Origin of the sequence: Thiomicrorhabdus sp. (genome assembly GCF_963662555.1) — a bacterium.
GTDB lineage: Bacteria > Pseudomonadota > Gammaproteobacteria > Thiomicrospirales > Thiomicrospiraceae > Thiomicrorhabdus.
This window is the reverse complement of the sequence record NZ_OY759719.1, coordinates 1,952,682-1,969,569: the sequence shown is the minus strand read 5'-3', so window position 1 is coordinate 1,969,569 and position 16,888 is coordinate 1,952,682. Positions and strand designations below refer to the sequence as shown.

The 16,888-nt window shown below is 36.6% G+C and carries 14 protein-coding genes and 1 riboswitch; of the genes, 7 read left to right on the top strand and 7 right to left on the bottom strand.

The window, feature by feature from the left end:
• Window positions 1-80: 80 nt before the first annotated feature.
• A complete protein-coding gene (locus ACORJQ_RS08740) occupies window positions 81-2,708 on the top strand; it encodes an ATP-binding protein (RefSeq protein WP_321323737.1) in 2,628 nt (875 codons plus the stop codon).
• Complete coding sequence (locus ACORJQ_RS08735; RefSeq protein WP_321323734.1) at window positions 2,705-3,904, top strand: EAL domain-containing response regulator; 1,200 nt, start codon at window positions 2,705-2,707, stop codon at window positions 3,902-3,904. Before ACORJQ_RS08740 ends, ACORJQ_RS08735 begins: the two co-directional genes overlap by 4 nt.
• A 178-nt stretch (window positions 3,905-4,082) precedes the next feature.
• Here ACORJQ_RS08735 and ACORJQ_RS08730 read toward each other — a convergent pair whose 3' ends face one another.
• Window positions 4,083-4,532, bottom strand: a complete 450-nt coding sequence (locus ACORJQ_RS08730; RefSeq protein ID WP_321323732.1) for a CZB domain-containing protein — start codon at window positions 4,530-4,532, stop codon at window positions 4,083-4,085.
• 196 nt (window positions 4,533-4,728) lie between these two features.
• Window positions 4,729-5,256: a DUF2062 domain-containing protein gene (locus ACORJQ_RS08725; RefSeq protein WP_321323730.1), complete on the bottom strand. Its 528-nt coding sequence runs from the start codon at window positions 5,254-5,256 to the stop codon at window positions 4,729-4,731.
• Here ACORJQ_RS08725 and ACORJQ_RS08720 point away from each other — a divergent pair.
• The 5 genes from ACORJQ_RS08720 to ACORJQ_RS08700 are packed head-to-tail and all read left to right on the top strand — an operon-like array spanning window position 5,240 to window position 10,382.
• On the top strand, window positions 5,240-8,107 hold the full coding sequence (locus tag ACORJQ_RS08720) for a DNA internalization-related competence protein ComEC/Rec2 (RefSeq protein ID WP_321323729.1): 2,868 nt from the start codon (window positions 5,240-5,242) through the stop codon (window positions 8,105-8,107). The two genes, ACORJQ_RS08725 and ACORJQ_RS08720, sit on opposite strands and share 17 nt — an antisense overlap.
• Entirely contained in the window at window positions 8,104-9,156 is a 1,053-nt protein-coding gene (lpxK, locus tag ACORJQ_RS08715) for a tetraacyldisaccharide 4'-kinase (RefSeq protein ID WP_321323728.1), read from the top strand. The genes ACORJQ_RS08720 and lpxK overlap by 4 nt, the downstream gene beginning before the upstream one ends.
• 26 nt (window positions 9,157-9,182) lie before the next feature.
• Entirely contained in the window at window positions 9,183-9,383 is a 201-nt protein-coding gene (locus ACORJQ_RS08710) for a Trm112 family protein (RefSeq protein ID WP_321323727.1), read from the top strand.
• Window positions 9,384-9,404: 21 nt separating this feature from the next.
• Entirely contained in the window at window positions 9,405-10,166 is a 762-nt protein-coding gene (gene kdsB, locus ACORJQ_RS08705) for a 3-deoxy-manno-octulosonate cytidylyltransferase (RefSeq protein WP_321323726.1), read from the top strand.
• A gap of 12 nt (window positions 10,167-10,178) precedes the next feature.
• On the top strand, window positions 10,179-10,382 hold the full coding sequence (locus tag ACORJQ_RS08700; RefSeq protein WP_321323724.1) for a G protein-coupled receptor family protein: 204 nt from the start codon (window positions 10,179-10,181) through the stop codon (window positions 10,380-10,382).
• Window positions 10,383-10,427: 45 nt separating this feature from the next.
• Here the strand turns inward: ACORJQ_RS08700 and ACORJQ_RS08695 are convergent, their stop codons facing one another.
• The 5 genes from ACORJQ_RS08695 to ACORJQ_RS08675 form a co-directional block, all read right to left on the bottom strand.
• Window positions 10,428-11,255 (bottom strand): cobalamin-binding protein, encoded by an 828-nt coding sequence (locus ACORJQ_RS08695; RefSeq protein WP_321323723.1) that lies wholly within the window; start codon window positions 11,253-11,255, stop codon window positions 10,428-10,430.
• 111 nt (window positions 11,256-11,366) lie between these two features.
• Complete coding sequence (gene cobO / locus ACORJQ_RS08690) at window positions 11,367-11,978, bottom strand: cob(I)yrinic acid a,c-diamide adenosyltransferase (protein ID WP_321323720.1); 612 nt, start codon at window positions 11,976-11,978, stop codon at window positions 11,367-11,369.
• A gap of 19 nt (window positions 11,979-11,997) precedes the next feature.
• Window positions 11,998-13,572 carry a cobyric acid synthase gene (locus ACORJQ_RS08685; protein ID WP_321323719.1) on the bottom strand — a complete coding sequence of 525 codons (1,575 nt, stop codon included), beginning with the start codon at window positions 13,570-13,572 and terminating at the stop codon, window positions 11,998-12,000.
• 20 nt (window positions 13,573-13,592) lie between these two features.
• Entirely contained in the window at window positions 13,593-15,419 is a 1,827-nt protein-coding gene (locus tag ACORJQ_RS08680) for a TonB-dependent receptor plug domain-containing protein (protein ID WP_321323718.1), read from the bottom strand.
• A gap of 206 nt (window positions 15,420-15,625) precedes the next feature.
• Window positions 15,626-15,867: riboswitch (cobalamin riboswitch) on the bottom strand.
• 183 nt (window positions 15,868-16,050) lie between these two features.
• The gene (locus ACORJQ_RS08675) at window positions 16,051-16,758 is read right to left on the bottom strand and encodes a DUF3581 domain-containing protein (protein WP_321323716.1); all 708 of its coding nucleotides are present in this window, start codon (window positions 16,756-16,758) and stop codon (window positions 16,051-16,053) included.
• Window positions 16,759-16,888 lie beyond the last annotated feature (130 nt).

The window sequence follows — 16,888 nt, the reverse complement described above, 5'->3', positions numbered from 1 at the left end:
TTCTAATTAATCCTGCTGTTTTTATTTTATCGAGATTCAATAAAATGAAATAAGCTGACTAAATTCAAAAGATGAATTATATGCCAAAATTTGTAAATCTAAAGTTTTTCCTACCTACGTTACTTATTGTTATTATTTTAATGCTTATTATTTTTCAAATGGATAAAGTCCAGGGAGAAAATAGAGAAAAAAATAACATTATTTCTACTAATTTACAGATCGCACAATTAATACAAAATGATTTTAGTATTATTAATTCTGACCTTATGTACTTAGCAGGTGAGAATGAAGCAATTGCCTATTTTCAAAAACCGAGCCCTAAAAAAAGGGCTGATTTAGAAGAGCATATCCTTAATTTTTCTAAAAATCATACAAATTACTCTCAACTAAGGTATCTCGATTTACAAGGTCAAGAAGTGGTACGAGTAAATAGAAAGGGGGGGCATTCTGAATTAGTTGCTAAGAAAGATTTGCAAAACAAATCCGACCGGTACTATTTTATTGAAGCTCAAGACTACCGTGTTGGAGAAATCTATCAATCTGTATTTGACTTAAATGTAGAGCGTGGTGTTATTGAAAAACCAATCAACCCAACAATACGCTTTGTGACTTCATTGCAAGATTCACAAGGTAAAAAATTGGGGTATGTAATACTCAACTTTAATGCGACTATTCTGTTGCAGCAAATAACAAAACTTGTCACAGATGTTAGCTCTGCTACAGATAAACATTTTTCTGTTATGAATCAACAAGGTTATTACTTTTTAAGTGACTCTCCAGAGAAAAATTGGGGGTTTATGTATGACCAGCCTGATAATACATTGGCTGTAAAAAATCCCAAATTGTGGGAAAAAATACAACATGTTATTGATGATGAAGGCTTTGAATATGACGGTGTTTTTTATGTTGTCCATCGGATTTATGGCAGAACAGGAAATGGATTAACTGGTGAATCTTCAACGTTGTTAAATAACTACGCCAAAGATATGCCATGGATTATTTTAGGTCAACGCTCATTAGCATCTCTTTCAGGAGAGTCCGGTTGGCAAGCTTATTGGGTTTATTTTATTGCTTTTTTATTGATCATAATTGTTCTTATTTCTTTAGGTATTGCTAATCGTTTGACGAAAACAATTCAAAACCTTACTGATCGGGAATGGACTTTGCTTAAGTTCAATAAACGTTTTGAAGCTTTAATTGAATCAATGCCCGAAGGTATATTAATACTAGATAAAGCTGGGTGTGTTGAAGTAGCAAATAATGCTGCTGAAGAAATTTTAAACCTTAAAGAAGCAAAGATTAAAAACCAACCTTTTGAAAATATGCTTCCAGGAATATTTACAAAAATGCAGTTTCAAACTATGGCCGATTATTTTTTAAACCCTCAAAAAATTGCTATAGAACAAGATGACGCTTTTTCTTTTGAAAGAGTTGATGGAACCGTTGTTTTATTAGAAGTAAAAATAGTGCCAGTCGTTTTAGGTGATGAAGTTTTAGCCATTGTAATGCTAAGGGATGTTACCAGTATTATTGAGCATCGAGCTAATATGCGCCAAGTACAAAAAATGGAAGCGATAGGGCAGTTAACTGGTGGAATTGCACATGATTTTAACAATATGTTAGGTATTGCAATGGGTAATCTTGAATTGTTAGAAATGAATTTAGCCGGTGATGAAAAAGCTCTTAAAAGAGTAAGTAAACTAAATAATGCTTTATTAGGTGCGGCTGATTTAACCCAAAAGTTACTTTCTGTTTCACGTAAAAAAGCGTTGAGTATAGAGACGGTTGACTTAGACTTATTAATGAAAGATGTCTTACAGATGCTTTATCGTTCTGTAAAAGAGCGTATTCGAATTCACTATATTTCAGAAGGTTCTTTACCTAACGTTAAAATTGATCCAAATGAGTTAATTAACTGTTTAATTAATCTTGCTGTTAATGCTCGCGATGCTATGCCAAATGGCGGTGATATTTTCATTAAAACAGAATTGGTTGAGTTGGATGAGGATTACACCAGTCAATTAAGAGATGAGGTAGCACTTGGTCAATACGTTTTGATAGAGTTTAGTGATACTGGTTCAGGTATACCAAAGGAGCTTATTGATAAAGTTTTAGAACCATTTTTTACAACAAAAGAAAAGGGTAAAGGAACTGGGCTTGGTTTGGCTATGATCTATGGTTTTGTAAAACAGTCTCAAGGCCATTTACGTATCTATAGCGAGCTTAATAAAGGAACAAGTATTCATATTTATCTGCCTGTTTTATTAGAAGATGAAATGGTAGTAAATCAGCCGCAAAAACAGACTGAAATTGTTGAAAAATCTTTAGAAGGAATGAAAATTTTAGTGGTGGATGATGAAGTTGATCTTGCTGAAGTGTTAACTGAATATATCTCTTTTGAAGGGGTTGCATGTGATGTTGTTTATTCTGGAGATGACGCTTGGTTAAAGTTACAGGCCGAACCGTATGATTTAGTGTTTTCAGATATTGTAATGCCTGGAGAGCTTGATGGTTTAGGGCTTTATGAAAAAGTGAAACAAAGCAATATGGCAACTAAAGTTATATTAACGAGTGGTTTTTCTGAAGAAATGTTGAAAAAACAATATGGATTTGATCCTGATATGACGTTTGTAAGAAAACCTTACAACAGAAGCCAAATTAAAAAAGCATTATATGAAAAATTAAATGCATTTGGAGATGTTCTATGACAGCACAAGTATTCATATTGGATGATGAAATTTCGTATGGAGAGTTAATAGCTGAAGTTGCTGAAATGCAGGATCTTGTTGCGGTATATACAGATAATCCAATGGATTTTGAAGTCACGTTTAATAAACATCCGATGATAAAAATATTATTTTTGGATCTTAATATGCCAAAACTAGATGGTATAGAGATATTAAGGATATTAGCTGAGAAAAACTTTAGTGGTAATGTTGTTCTTATGAGTGGATTTGATGCCGCTGTACTAGAAACGGCTCGGGTTTTAGCGGATGAATCAGGGTTAAATCTACTAGACCCAATTAGTAAACCTTTTAGTTTACAAAAAGTAGCTGAAATTTTATCTAATCAGGATTTTGATTCATTAAATCTTAATGAAAATGTTGTTAGTTTGAGCGAACCAAAAAGTCAATTATTAAGCCGAAAAGAAGTTTTAGATGCTCTGCAAGAAGGTCGTTATGAAGTGCATTTTCAGCCTCAAATTTGTATGTTAAAAGGCGAATTAAATGGTGTTGAATCATTGGTAAGGTTGCTAGATAAGGATGGTGGATTAATTTATCCAGACCGTTTTATACAGGTAGCTGAAAAATATCACATGACAAAGTTGTTACTATCATGTGTATTAAGTGGCGTAGTTGAAGCGTATATAAATCACTTGCGATTTTTAGGGGATTTTACCATCTCTATAAATGTATCCGCACTTGATTTAGATGATTTAAATTTTCCAGATAACCTAAATAATTTAGTACAAAATTCTTTATTGTCACCAAGTAAAATTATTGTAGAAGTGACTGAAAGCAAAGCTATTTTACAAATTAAAACAGGGCTCGATATTCTCGCTAGATTAAGACTGAAAGGCTTTCAATTATCTATAGATGATTTTGGAACAGGTTCGGCAGTATTATCAAATATTAAAAAAATGCCATTCAATGAGTTGAAAATTGACAAATCTTTTGTTGATCGCCTGTTAGTTGATTATCGTACTCGATCAATTACTCAAGATTTAATCAGTATGGGGCATAATTTAGGGCTTAAAATTGTTGCAGAAGGTATAGAAGATCGAGAAACAGAGCTGATATTAAAAGGCATGGGGTGTGATATTGCTCAAGGTTATTTACATGGCAAACCTATGCCAGCTGCAGACTTGGTGGAATGGTTTAAAAAACGAATTCCACATAAGTAAAAAATAACTATCAATAATCGTAAATTAAATTTGCCTGCAAACTCATTTTTATGGATTGAGGAATGAGTTGAGTAATTTAAAAATGGGATTTAAATTCAAAAAAAAACTAATTTTCTAATAAAGTTTTTCGTTTTTTACTGTTCTAAACAACTCAATTACCAAGTTACCAATCACGTTATTAATAAAGGGTGCTTAGCTCTTCATCTGACATACTCATAACTTCTTGTTCTAAGCTATTAATTGCAGCAAGTAACTCTTCAGAAATAGAAATTAAATTTTGCATTAATTCTTGTGCTTTCTTTTCATTTTTTGCACGTTGCTTTTCTTTTGAGTTGAACATGCCTCCTAAAATGCCCTTTTTAGGTTTTGAATACATGACTTTATAGATTTCCATATATACCTGGTGAAGCATGGCATGAGGTTTATCAATGGCAGAATAATTGTTTAAATTAGCCAATATTTGCCCTTGACCATAATACCATTGCCCAAATTTACAATTGGTATGTATCACTGGAACGAGGTTTTGGTCGATAGAAAAACCTGATACAAGAGCTTGGGCATAAGCACGCCATTGAATGTGGGCTGTTTTAGCAGCTCTTAACTGTGCGATGATCTCTTTTTTTGTCATTTTTTTCACTCATTTTGTATATTTAGATTTTCGGCAGTTATTAAATCTTTAACTAGTATTGTATGAAATTTAACGTAGTTAGAGTAGTGATAAGATACTATAAAATGGGAATTGTTAACGAATTTTTTAATAAATTGATAACAGAATGAAGTGTAGAATAGTGTAATAGGTTTTATTTCTTATGCAATATTGTTTATTACTTACTATTTTGTTTGGAGTGTTTTCTAGCTACCCAGTTTTTATACACATGGTGTCGCCAAAGCAATTTAATCCCTAGGTAAGAGGCGAGACCTAACACTAAGCCAACAACAATACTGCCTAGATATAAAGGCAGCCAAAGCTCACCTAACACATTTACAATCCAGTGCCAGCTGAGTTCAAAATTCAGAGTTTCTTGGGCTTCATCACCTAAAATAAATGACCCAACTAAGTAGTTAAAGTAAAAAATGGGTGGCATTGTGAGTGGGTTACTTATCCATACTAAAGCAACACTTAACGGCAAGTTAGCTCTAAATAAAATCGCAGTAAGGGCTGAGGCCACCATTTGAGATGGGATGGGAATAGACATCCAAAATAGACCAATAAAAAATGCCTTAGAAACAGAGTGTCTGTTGAGATGCCAGATGTTTGGATTATGAAGCCATGTGCCTAAAAATCCCAAACCTTTCATTTTTTTTATTTTGTCTGGTGTAGGTAGGTAGCGTTTAATGTATTTTTTGGGCATGTTTATTCAGTTTGTTTTAGGTTTTTTGGTAACCGTTATTCTATGTTACCAAGTGCCTCAATTTCCACCTTTATGGGTGGGTGGGGTATTGGTAGTTTTAATGGCCTGGATTTTGTGGTTTATTGCTTTCCATAAATCACACCATTTTTATTTCACAAAACGTACTCAAACCGTTGAGCAAAGCCTATTTACCGTTTCTATAAAAAATCGACTTTTTCATTTATTGTTGAGTGTCATTATAGGGATGAATTTGGTTTTCTGGCAGGCTTTTTTTTCGCCAAAAATTCCGCAAGAAGTTTTTAATCATAAAAATATTTTAGATATTAAGGTGTTAAGTCTTCCGGAGGTGGTAAAAAGTTCACATTTTACCAAAATCTCGTTTAAGGCAACTTTAGCTAATATCGATGTTGCAAACCGTCAAGCCCCTTCCTTTAAAACCACTAAAAAACCAACTTATGCTATCAACACAAACCTGGATAGCGACAGGATTTACCAGGCCTGGTATATCAATCAACCAATCATTAAGCTCTCTTGGTATTTAGATAATGCTGAATATGAAACCTTATTGAAACAATATAATCTGCCCAAGGTTGGTCAAGCTTGGCGGTTTTACGCCAAATTAAAAGCCAATCATGCCTCTATGAATATAGCTGGGAGAGACTATGAAGCTTGGTTATTTCAAAACCATATCAGTGCTAAAGCAACGGTCTCAGGTTTGCTGATTAAGGATTCCTTAATTCATAATCATGCTAACGCAGCTTCTAAATCGAAGACTCAAAATACGGCAATTAAGTTAGAAGAGGCCTCTTCTTTAAACTGGCGAGTGTGGCGAGCGAGTGCTGTTAACTACCTTGATAAATTGTTTGCCAACAGTCCCTTTAAAGCGATTTATTTAGGCATTTTGGTGGGAGATAAATCGGCGATTAATAACCAACAATGGATGCTTTTTCAGCAGACAGGCACGATTCATCTCATGGCGATTTCTGGTCTTCATATGAGTATCGTCGCTTTAATGGGTTTTTTGGTGTTTAAGTTAATGTGGCGATGGATTTTTTACCGTTATCAAAGCATTACTTTACCTACGTTTGGGGCGATAGGCGGTTTGGTATTTGCCACAGTGTATCTGTTTATTTCAGGAGCAAGTATTCCAACCCAAAGAGCTTGGATTATGGTGGCAACGGTATTAGGTTTTTTATTGGTTAGGCGCCAATTTCAACCTTGGAGTGCTTTAGCCATGGCCGCTTTTTTAGTGGTTGTTTGGGATTCACGAGCGGTTTTAAGTAATGGCTTTTGGCTCTCTTTTTTGGCGGTGTCATTTATTTTTGTGGGTTTGAAACTTTTTCAAGACAAGAAAAACTGGCAAAAGTTGATTGCCATGCAAGTTATGTTAACCGCTGGGTTAGCTCCGTTTCTTTTATATAGTTTTTATCAAGTACCGATCTACGGATTATTGGCTAATCTGGTTGCCGTGCCGTTTGTAACAATTATTGGATTACCGGGTTTGATTGTTGTGATAGGTAGTAGTGTGTTCTCTACAAAATTGGCGGATAGTTTGCTTGAAATCATAGATTGGTTTTGGCAGCAACTTTGGGATTATTTAATTGAAATCACTAAACTTACTCGGCTTGCAAATCACGAAAATCTTAACATGGTAACAAGCCATCATTCTCTGTTTTGGGTGTTTGCAGTGAGTGGTGTTTTATTGCTTTTTATTTGGCTTTTTAACTATTATCAAAAACCAATTCAGCAAAAAATCATTTATAGTCGAGGTTATTTCTTATTATTTGTTTTGGGCTATTTTTTGGTGGTAGCTTTGTATCCGTATTCTGCAGAACGACCATTAAGTGATTTTGGAGATTTGAATAAAAATTCTATAAATCAAAATTACCAGGCCTGGTTAACAATCTTAGATGTTGGGCAAGGCCAATCGATTGTGATTGAAACGGCCAATCATGTTGTAGTGTATGACACGGGAGCAACCTGGGGAGCTAATACGGATGCGGCTAAAGTGGCGTTGATTCCCTATTTAAAAGCTCAGGGTTGGCAAAAAATTGATTTATTGATGGTAAGCCATAGCGATATTGACCACGCTGGCGGTACGCCCAGTGTTTATCAGGCGTTTAAGATTATTCAAGCCGTAAGTGGTCAACCTAAACAAGTCAATCAACAGTTAAATAAAAAGCTTAATCAAGACAACAAAACGTTAAATGATCAAATGTCATTTTTATCTAATGTAAATCTTAGCAAACAACCTATATTTACCCAGTGCCATGCAGGGCAATCTTGGTCTTTTGATGGAATTAAATTTGAGGTTTTATCGCCTTTTATTGACTCTAAATCCCCATTAAAATCTGATAATGATTTGTCCTGTGTTTTAAAGGTGAGCAATAATTACCAGGCCTGGTTAATTACGGGTGATTTAAGTGAAAAGGGTGAACAATATCTAATTAAATATTATCAATCTAATACATCTGAGCGAAATCAAAATCAAAAGCAAAATCAAAAGAAATTTAGTCATGTAGATATATTAAAAGCCAACTTATTAGTCGCAGGTCATCATGGTAGTAAAACGTCAACTTCACAGGCCTGGTTAAATGCTGTACAACCTAACAAAGTGGTATTTTCTTCAGGGTATTTAAATCGTTATCATTTTCCTTCATTGCAAGTTGTTAAACGTTTAAAGCAGCAAAGAATGCCATCCATATCTTGGTGGAATACCGCCTGTTCTGGTGGTCTTTCTTTTGAAATGAATCAAAGCAGTACCATTTTGCGTTATCAAGCTCGCAAAAAACAGCGTAAATGGTATCATCACTCCTGTTTAACATCTGAGCAAGGAACCTATTTTCAGTGAGTTGGCCTACATTTTGGAAAAAGAAACAGTGGCAAAGTACTCTGTTGCTCCCTTTATCAAAGCTAGTATGCTGGGAGGCTGCTCGCCGTTTAAAACGTTTTGAAGCCGAACCACCATTAAAACAGACTAATGCCACTGTAATCGTAGTGGGTAATATTGTGGTGGGTGGTACAGGCAAAACGCCTTTTATTATTTGGCTAGCCAATCAATTGCAAAAGCAGAATTTAGCGGTGGGTATTATTAGCCGCGGTTATGGGGCTAAAAATAAACACTGGCCGTATTGGGTAACTAATCAGAGTTTAGCAACCGAGTGTGGTGATGAGCCTTTAATGTTAGCTAAACAAACAGGTTGCCCGGTGGCGGTATCACCGAAACGAGTAGAGGCATTGGCGTTGTTAAACCAAAAAGCCAAATGCGATGTTATTATTAGTGACGATGGTTTGCAGCATTACGCCTTGCAGCGTGATATTGAGATTGTGTTAATTGATGCACAACGTCAGTTTGGCAATGCTTGTTGCATTCCTTCTGGCCCTTTACGTGAGCCTCTTTCCCGCATAGAAAAAGTCGATTTTACCGTGTGGAATGGTTTATCGGTCAATCAGCCGATTCCGCAATTGGCGTTCAATCAAAAAAAAGCGGTAAGCATGCAATTAAAAGCACATGCTTTTAGATTGGTTGGTAATCCGGCAGTAGCGCTCAGTGTTGCCGATTTTTTAGAAAAATACCCCAGTCAATCTGTTAAGGCCATTGCCGGTATTGGCAACCCGCAACGTTTTTTTAATACTTTGCAAGAGATTGGTTTACAGGTGGATGGTACTGAGTTTAAAGATCACTACGCTTACCAAAAATCGGACTTTCAACGGCTGTTAAGTCAGTCATCAGTAGCAATTGATCAAAAACCATTAATTATGACTGAAAAAGATGCGGTAAAATGTACCGACTTTGCTAAAACAGAAATGCATTGGTGGTACTTAGAAGTATTGCCAGAATGTGATGTAGCAATTGTTGATTCAATCGTTAATACAATTGTTGAAAGCGTTTCACAATAAATTCTTAACCAATATAAGAGCAGAAAATGGATCCTAAATTATTAGAAATTTTAGTTTGCCCAGTAAGTAAAACCAAACTTATCTTTGACAAGGCAAACCAAGAGTTGATTTCAACCGCAGCCAATTTGGCATTTCCGGTAAGAGATGGTATTCCAATTTTACTTGAAGATGAAGCACGTCAGCTAACTTCTGAAGAAGCTGAAACTTTTCGTAAACAAAAAAGCTAACGGCTAACGTAGATTCTTTATATGTCATTTTGCATTATTATTCCTGCACGTTTTGAATCAAGCCGTTTACCGGGTAAACCATTGATGGATATTCACGGTAAACCGATGATTCAATGGACTTGGTTACAAGCTAAACAGTCGGGGGCGGAACGTATTATTATTGCCACAGAGTCCTTGCAAGTGAAGCAGGCCTGTGAAGCTTTTGGTGCCGAAGTCTGTTTGACAGGTGACCAACACCAGTCAGGTACAGAGCGTATTGCTGAAGTTATTGAACTTTCTGGCATTGCCGACGATGAAATTATTGTAAACGTTCAGGGTGATGAGCCCATGTTGCCTGCGGAATTAATTCACCAAGTTGCCGAAGGTTTAGAAACTCATTCACACATTCAAATGGCGACTTTATGCGAGCCAATTCATTCTGTTGAAACGGTGTTTGATCCGCACGCTGTAAAAGTTTCTAGAGATGTTAATAACTACGCCATTAACTTTAGCCGTGCACCATTACCTTGGTCTCGTGATACCTTTTCTCAAGAGGTTAAAACTTTGCCAACTAATTGGGCGTATAAACGCCATATTGGTTTGTACGCTTACCGTGCAGGTTTTGTTAAGCAGTATGTGGCTTGGCCAGAGTGTGAACTTGAACATGTAGAAAAGTTAGAGCAATTACGTGTGCTTTGGCATGGCGTGAATATTTTGGTGTTAGATGCGTTGTGTGATGCCGGTGTTGGTGTGGATACAGCAGAAGACCTAAAGCAAGTTCGTAACTTGTTAACTCCAAATTAACCACTGATTACTATGCTTAAATACCTTACCTTAATGGCCATAATTTATTTTTTTTACTGGTTAATTAAACAAAAAATCCGTAATCGTAAATTAGAACAGCAGGGCATAGTGGTTGAGCAAAAAGGCTTAAGACCCATAACGCTAATGAGTATTGTTATGGTGGTTATGTATGGTGGTTATATGCTCTATTTTTTGATTTTTGCCAATAACGCTTAATTTTTAAAAACGTATCTTCTCTTCAAACATTTTCTCGTTCTTATGTTACGGTTTATTGAGAGTCGGTTTTTCTCTTGCTTGGTCAATTAGCCTACATAAGTCAGGCAAATTCTCAATAAAACGTGCAGTTGGTCTTTGGTATAAATCATTATTCAAAAGATAAATTTGTTGGTTTTTAACCGCATCCAAAAATGGATATTCTAGCCATTGTTGTTTCCAACCATTTTGAAACTCTTTTTGCCCACCTATTAAAAATACGTCTGGGTTGCGTTGAATCACGCTTTCAACATTAATTTCTGGCGCTAAAATGGGTAGGTCTGCAAAGACATTTTTTGCTCCACAAACATTCATCGCCAAACTAATAAACTGTTTGCCATTAACGGTCATTAAGGGTTTTTGCCAAACCTCATAAAATGCAGAAACTTGCTGTTTTTGGCTATAAATAGCTTTTAATTGATTTAAGGTTGAGCTTAACCTTTGGGCTTGGTGGTTTGCAAATGTAGCAGTGCCTGCTTGTTGACCAATTTGACTGATAAAATTTGGAATATCTTGCAAAGTTTGTATCTGTGTTAACCAAACCTCTAATCCGAGTGACCTTAATTTGGCAATATCTTGTGGCCTAATAGATGACTTCCATGCAATGATTAAATCGGGTTTAAGCGCCAATATGGCTTCTATGTTTATGGCGTGAGAATTACCCACAGAAGGGAGCTGTTTGACTTGGTTAGGGTAGTCTGAATAGTCACTCACACCAACTAGATACTGACCTGCACCAGCAGAATAAACCAGCTCTGTAATATGCGGTGCCAAAGAGATAATGCGGTGTTTTGGCATAGAATCGGCAGACCAGGCCTGGGAATTTATAAAAATCAAACATAAACCCAGTAAGTGCAGAACTAGCAAGCGCACGGTAATAAGCCTATCCCAATTAAGCATCGCATTTCTCAATATTGAGGAGCTGAAATAAATAAGATTGAAAACTCATTATAAATCCACACCTTTTTGAGCTCTAATACCATTTGTATAGGCGTGTTTTTCATCTTTAATATCTGAAACCGTATCGGCTAAATCGCGTAATTCAGAAATCGCTGATCGACCAGTTACCACAACATGTTGCATCTCTGGACGATTTTGAATGGTATCGAGTACTACGTTTTTATCTAGATATTCATAACTTAATAGATAAGTGAGTTCATCTAAGACGACTAAATCATAGCTTGGATCGGTTAACATTTTAGTGGCGATTTCCCAGCCTTTTTCAGATGTGATAATGTCTTGTTGTCTATCTTGAGTGTCCCAAGTAAAACCGTCACCTAATACATGCCATTCGCAATTAGGTTGTTGTTTAAAAAAAGCTTCCTCACCCGTATCGGTACGGCTTTTAATAAACTGGCAAACACCCACTTTCATTCCGTGACCTAAAGCACGGGCAACCATACCAAAGCCTGAAGTTGATTTGCCTTTACCATTGCCAGTAATGACAACGAGTATGCCTTTTTCATCAGAAGCTCGGGCAATAGAGGCATCAATTTGGGCTTTTTTTCGCTCCATGCGAACCTTGTGATATTGGTCTTGTTTGTTTTCTGATTCACTCATATTGGTTCTCTGTGATTAATTAAGAGTTAATGTTGTTTGATTGCATAATGGTTAAAACCGCTTGTAGATTTAAATTTTCTTCAAGCATATCTGCCAGACGGTTAATTTGTTGTTCTTGATGGTTATTTTTATCAAACAGAATTTCCGTTGCAAAGCCTGCCCAAGTTAATATCTCGTTTAATGCTTGTGGCGTGTCAAAAATACCGTGTAAATAGGTGGTAAATATTTGATTATCTGCAGAAATCATACCATTCGTTTGTTGATTATCTAATTCAATGGCAGGCTGGTTTATATTTGAACCTCTGGCTGGATCATGAGTTGCACAATTAGTTGGGTAATCAGTTGGATAATCGGCTAGATAATCAGCTGAAAAACTCGTTACGCCGCAATGAATCTCGTAGCCTGAAACCTTAACCTGTTTATGGTTAATGTGCAGTACACCATTAACTTGCTTTAAGGTTTTTTGAGGTTGTAAAGTGGTTTCATAATCACAAATTCCCAGGCCTGGTTGTTTTAAATTTGAGCTTTCAATGCCATTTGGATCAAATATCCAATTACCTAACATTTGTAAGCCACCGCAAATACCAATCAGTTTGCCACCGTATCTGAGATGTTTTGAAACTTGAGTTTGCCAACCTTGTTCAATTAGCCAGTTAAGGTCAAAACTAACATTTTTACTGCCAGGCAAAATAATTAAATCAGCAGGGGGAATAGCTTGTTGGTGACGGATGTATTCAAAATCAATGTCTGGATGAAATCGTAAAGCATCAAAATCGGTATGGTTGCTGATATGAGGCAAAAGAGGAGCAATGATTTTAAAGCGTTTTGGTTTTTTATACTCAGAGACGGTTTCAGAAATAGCGTCTTCAGCATCGAGTTGCAAACCGTGTAAATAGGGTAGAACACCTAATATCGGTTTATTGGTTTTGGCCTCAAGCCAGTCTAAACCGTCTTGAAGTAAAGCAATATCACCTCTAAAACGGTTAATGACAAAACCTTTTATTCGATCTCTTTCAGATTCTGATAAACAAGCCAATGTGCCAATAATGTGAGCAAATACGCCACCTTTATCAATATCAGCAATTAAAATAACTGGGCAATCCACTTCTTCAGCAAATCCCATATTGGCGATATCGCCTTTACGTAAATTGACTTCAGCAGGGCTACCAGCTCCTTCAACTAAAATAGTTTGGTACTGTTTACTCAGAATGTGAAAGGAATCGAAAACCGCTTTTGCGGCTTTGGGTTTATAGTCATGGTAATCCAGTGCTTCTAAATTACCAATGGAGTGCCCTTGCAAAATCACTTGAGCACCCGTATCGGTATTGGGTTTTAAAAGTACAGGATTCATATGAATAGAGAGGGGAACTTTAGCGGCTTGAGCTTGTAAGGCTTGGGCGCGGCCAATTTCTCCACCGCAAGGGGTAACGGCACTATTCAGTGCCATATTTTGGGGTTTAAATGGGGCAATTGAATAATTACGTCTTGCCAGAACACGACATAATCCCGCAACTAAAGTACTCTTACCTGCATCCGATGTGCAGCCTTGAATCATTAAGCAGTTTAAGCAGTGCGATGAATTTTTCGTGTTCATGGTTTATAACGTCTTATTCATTATAGGTTGCCACGTATACCAATAAAGAATTGACGGCCACCATTAGCATAAACATAATTAGGCGTAATATTGGTAGCAGGGTAGTCGGCTACACTGGTTACATAATCTTCATCGGTAAGATTGACTACTTTGGCATACAGATTTAAGTTTTTATTCACTTGGTAATCCGCATTGAAATCAGTCACAAAATACTCACCAATTTGAGCACCTAATTCATCGTTAGCTGAATAATTTTTACCTATATAACGAGTTTCTAAACCAAGATGTAGATTATTAATGCTGTAGTTATCAAGACTTACATTAGCTTGTTGCTGAGGGATATAGGCCTTCAGTTCTCCATCAGAGTTTTTGGCTGTTAGCCAAGTTGCGTTCATCGTAAAATGCGTATCAATAGAGTTAATCTCTTGCTGGTAGCTTAGCTCCCAACCTTCTGAGGTTGTTTTTCCATCGGCATTAATAACATAGTTATTCGGCCAAAAACCTTGCCCTTCAAGTAAGTCTTTAGTCACGCTATTAAAATAGGTAATTTCGGCACCATAAGCTCCCAAAGTAAATTCATAACCTTCAACCGATTCTGGTTTAAGTTCAGAAGGGTTACTTGTTCTAGTCACTTGATATATAGAAGGGGCGTTATAGCCAGTGCCGTAATTAGCGGCCACAAAAACTTGATCCGTAAATTGGTTTTTGAAGCCTAATTTACCAGTGGTTGCGTTATCAAATTTGTCATATTCGTCATAACGTAATGCCTCGTTTAAAACGAGTGAAGGAGTTAAATAATGGCTATTTGCGATGGCATAACCCATATTGGTATATTCGGTTTTGCTTAATACATCTCTAGAATGCTTTTTCTCAATTGAGATATTTAAGGCATTTTTTTTGCCATATTGATAACCTAATTGCCCGCCAAGATTTTCAATTAATCCCTCAGTTTGATAACCGCTACTAAAAGAACTATTTAAGATTTGTTGGTTAACAAATAGACGGCCATTGATTTGATCTTGTTTATATAAATATTGCAGTTGGCGGGTGGTAATCTCATTGCTGTTGCTGTCAGTGTCACCATCAGGATTGCTTGACGGGTCATATTGATTATCAGCGGTTAGGGTTTTAATCATTGTTTCAATACGATGAGCGGGAGTGATGTTTAAGCCCATCTTAAAAGAGAGGTCAGTTTGCTCAAAGCCATCACTTTCGTAATCTTTTTCATCCCCTTTATAGGGTTTTACTGCGGTAAACCCGTCTGTGTCAATGTGGTCAAAATGAATAGCAAAATCAAACTGCTTGTTATTGGCTCCTAGAGTAGTAGAGATTTTTTTGGTGTTATTTGAGCCTAATTCAACATTTACATTGGCCATTTTTTGGCCTTTGGTGGTAATGATATTAATCACACCGGCTGAAGCATTTGCTCCCCAAACACCAGACTGCGGGCCTTTTAAGATTTCTATACGTTCTACATTACTCAATAACATATTGGCAACGTTTGCTCCATAGCCAGCTGGATCGGTCTGTTCTATGCCATCAATTAAAATTAATACTTGGCGATCTGAGGAAGAGGATCCTCTAATAAAAATTGAACTTGATTTACCTAAACCACCAGTGCTTTTAACCGATACACCAGGTACCGTTCTAACGGCTTCGCCTAAAGTTTGATAATTTTTTTGTTCAATTTCTTCTCGTGATATCACTGAAATTTGGCTAGTGACTGAATTAACGTCTTGAGCCATGTTATTTGCAGAAATAACAATATTATTAAGAGATGTGGCATCAGCTATGGCTGATGATGAAAAAGCAACTAAAATAGCCGCAGAGATTTTTGAAAGTTTCATGATTTTCCTTCTATTCATAAATGAACGAAGGCAAACGGACAGGCGTGGTAAATGATGGTTACCACACCCCGCAAGGGGGTGTAAAGGCCTGGTAAGATAAATTACTCTAGTGAATGTTAAAAACATTGGTGTATTTGGCTTATCTCCGTATTGCCCACCGCAATCGGTTTTGAGATATCGCTTTAAAAATAAAAACAAAATAAAGGCGATACACTCCATTTTCAGGCCGGTATCCGGGCTTAAGAGCAATTTCAGATTGCCTTCTCAGAACTAAAGTTCCAATGGCAAAGTAATCTGTTTTCTCTATCACCGTTGCGGGGGCAGCGTAGGATTTACAAGGTTAAACAAAGCTTTTGCTAAGTTAGGCCTGGTGCACCAATCTTCCCGTTTAACTCGAGACTTTATTTTTTATAAAAAAGTTTCAAGCACCTGAAAATCAGAAATTCTACAAGTATACTGAGCAAATGCAAGCGTTTTAGTTAGGTTTATCGGTTTAAGGAGCGAGGAGGAAGTAGAAATGCCTGGTCAGGACAAAAGGCGTGGAGAGAGGAGCCTGTTTTTTGTGGGGTAGGTTTATATAGCCTCCCCACATCTCTTAAAGTATTAGTTATACAACTATACAACTATGAAACTATGCAACGTAATGGGTTTTTGATGATTCATATAATTCAATTAACGTATCTACCTGTGGCTGGTCGTATTCACGTAAACCGCTCATCACCATGGTTTTATACCCTTTACCCACTTGTACATCTTGATCCATAATGGCAAATTCTAAGCGAACGGTGCCACGCTTTCCATCTACAACTAATTCGCTATTATTTAGTTCAAGTGCGGGGTGACTAACATCAAAGTTGTCAAATTCAAAAGCCATGCTTTCATAGATAACCATCGGTCTCTGTGGGTTAATCATGACATTATGTTTCTGCATTAATGGCACTAAAATATGCGGAAAACTGCGTCCAGAAAATGCCACATAGGCTTTGGAAAACGCTTCAATGAGTGTCATATCTTGACTGATTTCACCATCACGTGTGACATTTAAATAGGGTTTATCGTTACCATCTTTAATGGTGAAGCTGGGTTCATTGGTATCTGGAATGCTCAGTTCAACACCTTTACCGACCATGCCTGTGTAATTGAATATCATCTTTTTCGATAAACCAAGACGAGCCAACGTTAACGCAAATAATAAGTCACCAGGCACACAAAAACGCTTAGAATCTGGATTGTGTAAAGGGTTAAAGTCATCTGAAATTTCTTTGGCAAAACGGCTGCCTTGTTCAGGTGTGATTTTAATTAAATTGTTCTGAATAACATGAAAAGCGTCTAAATACATAGTTTCTCGGTTTAATGATAATAAGTAAAATTAACAAGTAAAAAATAATAAGTAGGGAATGATACTCAAATATATGAAAATAATCATCTTTTACTGCTAATTATTTTTACGGTTAATACGCCAAAACGGT

Bases quoted from the DNA above. Each gene is read 5' to 3' on its own strand.
- ACORJQ_RS08720 (WP_321323729.1), top strand. From the start codon at position 5,240: ATGTATTTTTTGGGCATGTTTATTCAGTTTGTTTTAGGTTTTTTGGTA.
- cobO (WP_321323720.1), bottom strand. From the start codon at position 11,978: ATGAGTGAATCAGAAAACAAACAAGACCAATATCACAAGGTTCGCATG.
- ACORJQ_RS08730 (WP_321323732.1), bottom strand. From the start codon at position 4,532: ATGACAAAAAAAGAGATCATCGCACAGTTAAGAGCTGCTAAAACAGCC.
- ACORJQ_RS08710 (WP_321323727.1), top strand. From the start codon at position 9,183: ATGGATCCTAAATTATTAGAAATTTTAGTTTGCCCAGTAAGTAAAACC.
- ACORJQ_RS08675 (WP_321323716.1), bottom strand. From the start codon at position 16,758: ATGTATTTAGACGCTTTTCATGTTATTCAGAACAATTTAATTAAAATC.
- ACORJQ_RS08725 (WP_321323730.1), bottom strand. From the start codon at position 5,256: ATGCCCAAAAAATACATTAAACGCTACCTACCTACACCAGACAAAATA.
- ACORJQ_RS08700 (WP_321323724.1), top strand. From the start codon at position 10,179: ATGCTTAAATACCTTACCTTAATGGCCATAATTTATTTTTTTTACTGG.
- ACORJQ_RS08740 (WP_321323737.1), top strand. From the start codon at position 81: ATGCCAAAATTTGTAAATCTAAAGTTTTTCCTACCTACGTTACTTATT.
- ACORJQ_RS08680 (WP_321323718.1), bottom strand. From the start codon at position 15,419: ATGAAACTTTCAAAAATCTCTGCGGCTATTTTAGTTGCTTTTTCATCA.
- kdsB (WP_321323726.1), top strand. From the start codon at position 9,405: ATGTCATTTTGCATTATTATTCCTGCACGTTTTGAATCAAGCCGTTTA.
- ACORJQ_RS08685 (WP_321323719.1), bottom strand. From the start codon at position 13,572: ATGAACACGAAAAATTCATCGCACTGCTTAAACTGCTTAATGATTCAA.
- ACORJQ_RS08735 (WP_321323734.1), top strand. From the start codon at position 2,705: ATGACAGCACAAGTATTCATATTGGATGATGAAATTTCGTATGGAGAG.